This is a genomic window from Vibrio sp. Isolate30, assembly GCF_022397975.1.
Classification (GTDB): domain Bacteria; phylum Pseudomonadota; class Gammaproteobacteria; order Enterobacterales; family Vibrionaceae; genus Vibrio; species Vibrio fortis.
The window spans coordinates 402,731-410,835 of record NZ_JAKEUS010000003.1; the positions used below are offsets into that span (position 1 = coordinate 402,731).

4 protein-coding genes, 16 tRNA genes and 2 rRNA genes are annotated in these 8,105 nt (G+C 44.4%); 18 read left to right on the top strand and 4 right to left on the bottom strand.

Annotation, left to right across the window (positions count from 1 at the left end; all coding sequences use genetic code 11):
- Positions 1-14 precede the first annotated feature (14 nt).
- The 18 genes from L1D60_RS12060 to L1D60_RS12145 all read left to right on the top strand — a co-directional run bounded on the left by L1D60_RS12060 (position 15) and on the right by L1D60_RS12145 (position 7,246).
- Positions 15-287: an oxidative damage protection protein gene (locus L1D60_RS12060; RefSeq protein WP_032549860.1), complete on the top strand. Its 273-nt coding sequence runs from the start codon at positions 15-17 to the stop codon at positions 285-287.
- 69 nt (positions 288-356) lie between these two features.
- Positions 357-1,490, top strand: coding sequence for a membrane-bound lytic murein transglycosylase MltC (mltC, locus tag L1D60_RS12065; protein WP_239841285.1), 1,134 nt, complete (start codon positions 357-359; stop codon positions 1,488-1,490).
- 103 nt (positions 1,491-1,593) lie between these two features.
- Positions 1,594-1,669 (top strand) — tRNA-Phe (locus L1D60_RS12070).
- Between the two features lie 75 nt (positions 1,670-1,744).
- Positions 1,745-1,820 (top strand) — tRNA-Thr (locus L1D60_RS12075).
- A gap of 15 nt (positions 1,821-1,835) precedes the next feature.
- A tRNA-Phe gene (locus tag L1D60_RS12080) sits at positions 1,836-1,933 on the top strand.
- A 7-nt stretch (positions 1,934-1,940) separates the two neighbouring features.
- A tRNA-Phe gene (locus L1D60_RS12085) sits at positions 1,941-2,016 on the top strand.
- 55 nt (positions 2,017-2,071) lie between these two features.
- Positions 2,072-2,147 (top strand) — tRNA-Asn (locus L1D60_RS12090).
- Between the two features lie 71 nt (positions 2,148-2,218).
- A tRNA-Thr gene (locus L1D60_RS12095) sits at positions 2,219-2,294 on the top strand.
- 15 nt (positions 2,295-2,309) lie between these two features.
- Positions 2,310-2,407, top strand: a tRNA-Phe gene (locus L1D60_RS12100).
- 7 nt (positions 2,408-2,414) lie between these two features.
- Positions 2,415-2,490: transfer RNA gene (locus tag L1D60_RS12105), tRNA-Phe, on the top strand.
- A gap of 55 nt (positions 2,491-2,545) precedes the next feature.
- Positions 2,546-2,621: transfer RNA gene (locus tag L1D60_RS12110), tRNA-Asn, on the top strand.
- A 564-nt stretch (positions 2,622-3,185) separates the two neighbouring features.
- Positions 3,186-4,811 (top strand): methyl-accepting chemotaxis protein, encoded by a 1,626-nt coding sequence (locus L1D60_RS12115; RefSeq protein ID WP_239841286.1) that lies wholly within the window; start codon positions 3,186-3,188, stop codon positions 4,809-4,811.
- Positions 4,812-5,046: 235 nt separating this feature from the next.
- Positions 5,047-5,122 (top strand) — tRNA-Phe (locus L1D60_RS12120).
- Positions 5,123-5,180: 58 nt separating this feature from the next.
- Positions 5,181-5,256, top strand: a tRNA-Thr gene (locus L1D60_RS12125).
- Positions 5,257-5,280: 24 nt separating this feature from the next.
- Positions 5,281-5,356: transfer RNA gene (locus L1D60_RS12130), tRNA-Asn, on the top strand.
- Positions 5,357-5,366: 10 nt separating this feature from the next.
- Positions 5,367-5,442 (top strand) — tRNA-Thr (locus tag L1D60_RS12135).
- Between the two features lie 36 nt (positions 5,443-5,478).
- Positions 5,479-5,554, top strand: a tRNA-Asn gene (locus tag L1D60_RS12140).
- Between the two features lie 441 nt (positions 5,555-5,995).
- The gene (locus L1D60_RS12145) at positions 5,996-7,246 is read left to right on the top strand and encodes a DUF1835 domain-containing protein (protein ID WP_239841287.1); all 1,251 of its coding nucleotides are present in this window, start codon (positions 5,996-5,998) and stop codon (positions 7,244-7,246) included.
- 307 nt (positions 7,247-7,553) lie between these two features.
- Here the strand turns inward: L1D60_RS12145 and L1D60_RS12150 are convergent.
- From L1D60_RS12150 to rrf (L1D60_RS12165), 4 genes are all read right to left on the bottom strand, one after another.
- Positions 7,554-7,630 (bottom strand) — tRNA-Asp (locus L1D60_RS12150).
- 30 nt (positions 7,631-7,660) lie between these two features.
- A 5S ribosomal RNA gene (gene rrf / locus L1D60_RS12155) occupies positions 7,661-7,776 on the bottom strand.
- Positions 7,777-7,819: 43 nt separating this feature from the next.
- A tRNA-Thr gene (locus L1D60_RS12160) sits at positions 7,820-7,895 on the bottom strand.
- Positions 7,896-7,907: 12 nt separating this feature from the next.
- Positions 7,908-8,023: ribosomal RNA gene (rrf, locus tag L1D60_RS12165) — 5S ribosomal RNA — on the bottom strand.
- Positions 8,024-8,105: the final 82 nt, after the last annotated feature.

The following is an 8,105-nucleotide window of genomic DNA, read 5'->3' on the forward strand; positions in this document are numbered from 1 at the left end:
CAAGAGGAACCATTATGAGCCGCACTGTATTTTGTGCTCGCCTACAGAAAGATGCTGAAGGCTTAGATTTTCAACTTTACCCAGGTGACTTAGGTAAGCGTATTTTCGACAATATTTCTAAAGAAGCATGGGCACTATGGCAAAGCAAGCAGACCATGCTTATCAATGAAAAGAAGCTAAACATGATGGATCCTGAGCACAGAAAACTGCTTGAGACAGAAATGGTTAACTTCCTTTTCGAAGGTAAAGATGTCGTGATTGATGGCTACACGCCACCAAGCGAATAAGACATTTATTTACACCGAGTTTAATGACATCATGGTTCGCGCTGTGATGTCATTTTTGTATGAGGACCTATGAAAAAGCTGAGTTACTTCCTAGCGGCTATGCTACTTACCGGTTGTAGCCGAGAGTTCATTGAGAGCATTTATGACGTCAATTATGAACCGACCAACCGTTTTGCAGGCAACCTTGCCGAGCTACCGGGTCAATTCGAGAAAGATACAGGCGCACTCGATGCCCTGATCAATAGCTTCTCGGGTAACATCCAAAAGCGTTGGGGCAGCAATGAAGTAAAGATCGCAGGTAAGAGTAACTATGTGAAATACATAGATAATTACCTAAGTCGTTCAGAAGTAAACTTCTCAAAAGGTCTGATTACTGTCGAAACAGTTTCATCGACGGAGCCGAAAAAACACCTAAAAGATGCGATCATGACAACCTTGCTGACACCCGATGATCCAGCGAGTGTCGATCTATTCTCCTCTAAAAGCATCAAATTAGAAGGCCAGCCATTCCTCTATAATCAAGTTGTCGATCAAGACAAAAAGCCTATTCAATGGACTTGGCGTGCCAATCGATTTGCTGATTACTTAATAGCAAACAACCTAAAAACGAAGAACGTCGACTTCAAAAAAGCCTACTACGTAGAGATCCCGATGGTGGCCGATCACGCGAGTAAGCGAAGCTATAAGTACGCAGACATCGTTCAGCGAGCATCAAAGCGCTATGACATCCCAGAAGATCTTATCTACGCCATCATCAAAACAGAAAGTAGCTTTAACCCTTATGCCGTAAGTTGGGCTAACGCTTATGGTTTAATGCAAGTTGTGCCTAAGACTGCTGGTCGCGATGTCTTTAAGCTAGTAAAAAATAAGTCCGGAGAGCCTAGTCCTGAATACTTATTTAACCCAGAAAACAACATTGATGCAGGTACCGCGTATTTCTATATCCTTAAAAACCGCTATCTAAAAGACGTTCAGCACCCGACCTCACTAGAGTACAGCATGATTTCTGCGTACAACGGAGGCACTGGCGGAGTGTTAAATACCTTTAGTCGCGACAGAAAACGCGCAATGAATGACCTTAACTCCTTGCAACCCAATCAAGTTTACTGGGCGCTCACCAAAAAGCACCCCAATAAAGAATCGCGTAGATACTTAGAAAAAGTAACAAAATTCAAAAAAGACTTTAACCAAGGCAAAACCTAACCCTCACTTTTGAATAAAAAAACAACTAACGAACGTTTTTTTTAATTATTTTGAAAAAAGGTGTTGACGGTTATGCAGAAAATCCGTTTAATAGCGCTCCGTTGCCCGGATAGCTCAGTCGGTAGAGCAGAGGATTGAAAATCCTCGTGTCGGTGGTTCGATTCCGCCTCCGGGCACCACAATTTGATTTGTTGGTGTCAGCGCTTTTTAACAGGAAGCATTAGCACGGACAAAAGCACAAAGAATATTAGTGTGCCGACTTAGCTCAGTAGGTAGAGCAACTGACTTGTAATCAGTAGGTCACCAGTTCGATTCCGGTAGTCGGCACCATTCTTTTGCCTCGATAGCTCAGTCGGTAGAGCAGAGGATTGAAAATCCTCGTGTCGGTGGTTCGATTNCTTGTAATCAGTAGGTCACCAGTTCGATTCCGGTAGTCGGCACCATTCTTTTGCCTCGATAGCTCAGTCGGTAGAGCAGAGGATTGAAAATCCTCGTGTCGGTGGTTCGATTCCGCCTCGAGGCACCATTATTTGGTGCTTAACAAATAATGGTCTTCAAGACCTGATGTTGACACAAATAATTCCCCCTTAGTTCAGTTGGTAGAACGGCGGACTGTTAATCCGTATGTCGCAGGTTCGAGTCCCGCAGGGGGAGCCATTTACAATTGAAGTGATTGATATCATTTCATATAAAATGAAGAGTAACTTCTTCAGTAAAAGATATAGTGTGCCGACTTAGCTCAGTAGGTAGAGCAACTGACTTGTAATCAGTAGGTCACCAGTTCGATTCCGGTAGTCGGCACCATTCTTTTGCCTCGATAGCTCAGTCGGTAGAGCAGAGGATTGAAAATCCTCGTGTCGGTGGTTCGATTACTTGTAATCAGTAGGTCACCAGTTCGATTCCGGTAGTCGGCACCATTCTTTTGCCTCGATAGCTCAGTCGGTAGAGCAGAGGATTGAAAATCCTCGTGTCGGTGGTTCGATTCCGCCTCGAGGCACCATTATTTGGTGCTTAACAAATAGTGGTCTTTAAGACCTGTTGTTAACACAAATAATTCCCCCTTAGTTCAGTTGGTAGAACGGCGGACTGTTAATCCGTATGTCGCAGGTTCGAGTCCCGCAGGGGGAGCCATTTTCAAGAAGCCAAGTCGAAAGACTTGGCTTTTTTCGTTTTACAATGCGACTTACTTGTTCCAAGTAATGTCTCAGAGCTAGCCGGCCGCGTCGAATCCCGCAGGGGAGCCACATTCAAGAAACCAAAACTAGGCGTCCCCGACGAAAGACTTGGCTTTTTCGTATCTAACTCCCCTGCTTTGTCAGTCGAATCATCTGGCCGTATTCCCACCTTTAGCGAAAGACTTGGATCTATCTCTTTCATTGAATTAACTTAATCCCGCTCTTCCCTAACAAGCTAAGTAGCTCCCAAACAGTTCAACGATCAACACCTCACACAGACAATACCACTTTATAAAACCACCATTAGGTAAGTTTTATTCAAGAAATTTATGCGTGCAGATCTAACCAGAAATTGAACAAACCTTTTAGTTTGTTCAAACCGAATACAGATCCGTTACTTTTTTTGTACCGTAAATTTAATCTCTATCATACTTTCACTCATTTCCGATATCTGCCCTACACCACTTAGATTACTATCCGATGAAACAGCTATATTATTTTTGCTGCTGTGTGAGGAAACATGAAATTAAAAACGCAAGCTTACATACTATCTGCAATTATCTTGGTCGCCCTATTGGCACTAACTGCAACTGGCTTATGGACCTTAAGGGTCGCCAGCAACATGGACAATAAAGCTCGTGTAACAGAGCTTTTTAAGAGCGCCTACAGCATTCTCACAGAAGTCGAGAAAATGGCGATTGATGGCACCCTAGAAGAAGAGCAAGCGAAACAACTCGCAACACGCCTACTACGTAACAACATTTACAAAGACAACGAATATGTCTACGTTGCCGATGAGAACATGACCTTTGTGGCAACCCCGCTTGATCCGCAACTTCATGGAACCAGCTTTAATGATTTTAAAGACGGGGATGGAAACAGTGTCGGTCAGCTTATCCAAAGGGTATTAGGTAATCGTACTGGACAAATTGTTGAATACACCTGGACCCAAAAACTGCCAGATGGAACCATTGAAGAGAAACTGTCTATCGCAGAGAAAACGCCACATTGGGGCTGGGTTGTGGGTACGGGCATTGGTTTCAACGAAGTTAACGCACGTTTCTGGTCTACTGCTCAATGGCAACTGTTTCTCTGCTTAGTTATTGCAGGGGCCATCCTTTCGAGCCTAGTCTTCTCAATCAAGCGTATGCTCGCATTATTAGGTGGAGAACCTAAAGATGTGAGAGAAGCCGTCCAAGCCGTGGCACAAGGAAAAATACAGACATCGTTCGATAAAAAACCTGAAGAAGGTAGCATCTATCACGCCGTCCAGCAGATGAGTCAGTCATTAGCTGAACTGGTTTCAAACTTGAATGCATCTATGCTGGCACTACGTGGCGAATTACAACGCGTAGAAGATCGCGCTGGCTCAATTGCACAACTTACGGAAACTCAGCAGCAGTCTACGGAAATGATCGCGACAGCAATGACTGAGATGGCCTCTTCTGCAAACAATGTTGCTGATTCAGCAGGCGATACCGCGCGTAACACCGACGAAGCCGATAAGCAGAGTCAACACACTCAGCGCCTGATTCACAACACCGTAGACAACATCCAGGGGCTTGCAGGTCAGCTTAATACGGCTAGCGAAGCCGTTGCTAACCTAGATAATGATGTAAACAACATTGTTAAGGTACTGGACGTGATTGGCGACATCGCAGAACAAACGAACCTACTGGCTCTAAATGCTGCAATTGAAGCTGCTCGCGCGGGTGAACAAGGTCGAGGGTTTGCTGTAGTTGCTGATGAGGTGCGCAACCTAGCAGGTCGAACACAAGACAGCACTAAAGAGATCCAATTGATGATTAACAACCTTCAAGAAGGCTCTCGCAACGCCATCCAGACGATGGAAGTGTGTGCTGAAACAAGTCAAAGCACTGTAACAGAGTCTCAGAACGCATCAGAAGCACTACAACAGATTGTGATCGCATTGGAGTCCATCTCATCGATGAGTCATCAAATAGCAACAGCCGCAGCCGAGCAGACTCAAGTGAGTGACGATATCTCTAAACGTATCAACATGATTGAAGAGAGTGGTAATCAATTAAGTGGCGTCGTGACAGAAAGTCATAACAGTACTCAAACTCTCGCTTCACTTTCCAATGAACTTGAAGCTTGGGTTAACCGTTTTGAAGTAAAACACTAATTCACCATTTATTTATCTGACGAAAAAAGCACGTTTTCATACGTGCTTTTTTTTATTTAGCCACTTTTCTTGCGACTTAAACTCTCTTTCCATCTTTTTTAGCGCATGCCTGGCCTAGGTTTTTCATACAAAATGAATAAAAACACCCCACTAAGTATAGAAAAACATCAAACGATACTTTTTTTGCAATTTAATGTTGACCCAGAACCGGAAAACACGTTTAATACACCTCGTCGCCCGGATAGCTCAGTCGGTAGAGCAGAGGATTGAAAATCCTCGTGTCGGTGGTTCGATTCCGCCTCCGGGCACCACAATTTATTTGTTGGTGTCTAGAAGACAACAGCAGTAAAGCACGAAGAAATCATCAGTGCCGACTTAGCTCAGTAGGTAGAGCAACTGACTTGTAATCAGTAGGTCACCAGTTCGATTCCGGTAGTCGGCACCATTTCTTTCAAGCTTTAAGAATAATTCCCCCTTAGTTCAGTTGGTAGAACGGCGGACTGTTAATCCGTATGTCGCAGGTTCGAGTCCCGCAGGGGGAGCCACATTTAGTGTGCCGACTTAGCTCAGTAGGTAGAGCAACTGACTTGTAATCAGTAGGTCACCAGTTCGATTCCGGTAGTCGGCACCATTTATATTATTGAGAAGATTTATCTTCTTAAATAATTCCCCCTTAGTTCAGTTGGTAGAACGGCGGACTGTTAATCCGTATGTCGCAGGTTCGAGTCCCGCAGGGGGAGCCATTTTAGAGAAAGCCTCATCACACGATGAGGCTTTTTCGCATCTAATGCTCCTGCTTTGTGCCAAAGCAATGTCTCAGCCGAATCGTCGGACCGCCCTAGCCGGCTGCGTCGAATCTCGCCGGGGAACCAAATCAAGAAGCCAAAACTAGGCGTCCCCAACGAAAGACCTGGTGTTTTTCGTTTGAAGCTTCGACTTGCTTCTGGCCTCTACTTCACATCCCTAGCCACTGCGATCTCTAGCATACAAATATCCCATAACTTCAGACTGTTACTTTCGTTATCTAACACCTTAATATATATTGAGCTAAGCGTTACCTGCGCTTCCTACTCGCGGAAAGAGTCAAACTCAAGGTCATCAATCAGCTCCCTTCTCGGGAAACTACAATTTGATTTACCTTCTCTTCTGATCAGCGAGTGCAGAAGTTACGAGACGGTGAATATATGAATGCTTTTTCTCTCAATCTGACATATCTAAAAAAACACGCTAAATCTCGGCTAAAACGAATCAGATCGGGCTCTGTCGAAGACTTACGTTGGCTACTCGCTCTACACCCTAATTCTCACCTTTCTGCTGATAGAATTAAGCTGGCGGACGTACACTTATCATTAGCGCGAGAGTTGGGCGTCAGCAGCTGGAATAAGCTGTTATCGCATATTGATAACTTAGACAGGAATAAAAGCGCAAATGGTGCCCCTCTACCCGCTCTAGACAATGACTTGAAAACCCTACATGTTCGTTGCGGTCACGATATACAGCAAACATTAGAGCAAGCAGGATTCAGTGGAGACTTCCTCCCATACATAGAACCACTATGCATCGGACCTCTATGTTTGGATGAAAAGACGCTTTCAGTGATCAGAGCAGAATATGTATATGATCGACTGCTGTCAGAGATGAAACAGGTAGAAAAGTCACTTGATCAAGTAAAGTCTGAAGCCAAGCAAGCGACGAATAAGCTCTTAGATAATGACTATCAACGTATTGTTTTATGGGTCGAACACGACAACTACGATCAACTGATGCTGATTAGATCTTTGTATCTACTTTCATACCCAAACATTAACAAAGTAGAGATTATCGAGGTTAGTACCTTCCCAGGTAGAGAAAGGTTCATCGGCTTAGGTCAATTACCTCCAGAAGCACTGCGTTTGCTCTGGAACAGTAGAAAAGTCGTGACTAACGAGCATATCGTTTCAGCGACAGAATTGTGGAAAGCCTTCTGTTCAGAGAGTCCCTTAAAGTTGGTCGACAGTTATCACAACGTAGACCAAAATCTATTCCCTAATATCAGAGCCGTGATATTCAGACATTTACAAGAATTACCACACATAGATTTAGGATTAGGGTTAGTCGAGCGCATTACCTTTAATATCTTGAAAGAAGCTCAAGATTCTATGAAGTTCAACAAACTGTTTAAGCGTTATATGGATTCGGAGCCACTCGTTTATTTGGGTGATGTTATGTATTGGGCTCTCATTAAACCATTAGCTGAAGGCCCTGAGCCGCTTATAGAGGTCACGCAATCTGACCCTGAGGATTTGTATAAGTACACACTCTCACTATCTGTAGCTCACCATTTAGAACCAGACATTCTCATAGAAAAATGGGTTGGTGGAATTCATTGCACCGCCAGGGATTTTTGGTGTTGGGATCACCAAGACTTAACGACAATATCCAGAAAAACTAAGTGACCTTAAGGCTTTCTGCTACGTGGAGTGCTTCTATGTACTCCACAGTACTCCTATTCAAGACAGGCTATCAACTCTCACAGTTTAATAAGTGGCGAAGATGTTAGGGTTGCGGACAACCGGGACTTCTCTGTCCGAAGAACGAACACCATCGTTTAAATGTAAAAAAGCCCAAGCAGTTATGCTTGGGCTTAGTATAAATGGCGGAATGGCTGTGGTCGCAAGCGACCGGGACTCATTGGTCGAAGACCAAAAAACTACCCACTAGAAACGACGAAAGCCTAGTCTTACGACTAGGCTTTCTGATAAGTGGCGGAGTGGACGGGACTCGAACCCGCGACCCCCGGCGTGACAGGCCGGTATTCTAACCAACTGAACTACCACTCCGCAGTGTCTATTCAGCTTAAAGCAATTTGAGCCTGACGATGTCCTACTCTCACATGGGGAAGCCCCACACTACCATCGGCGCTATTGCGTTTCACTTCTGAGTTCGGCATGGAATCAGGTGGGTCCACAATGCTATGGTCGTCAAACAAATTCTGTGGTTAATTTGAGTAATCAAATCAACGAAATAAATGGTGCTAGTACCCAGATTTGAACTGGGGACCTCACCCTTACCAAGGGTGCGCTCTACCAACTGAGCCATACCAGCACAAAATTTGGAGCCTGGCGATGTTCTACTCTCACATGGGGAAGCCCCACACTACCATCGACGCTATTGCGTTTCACTTCTGAGTTCGGCATGGAATCAGGTGGGTCCACAACGCTATGGTCGCCAAGCAAATTCTTAAAATCTGGAAAGCTGTTATTCTCTAAACTCATTCAAGTGCTTATATCTTTGAGTCCATCAAAACCCCTTGGG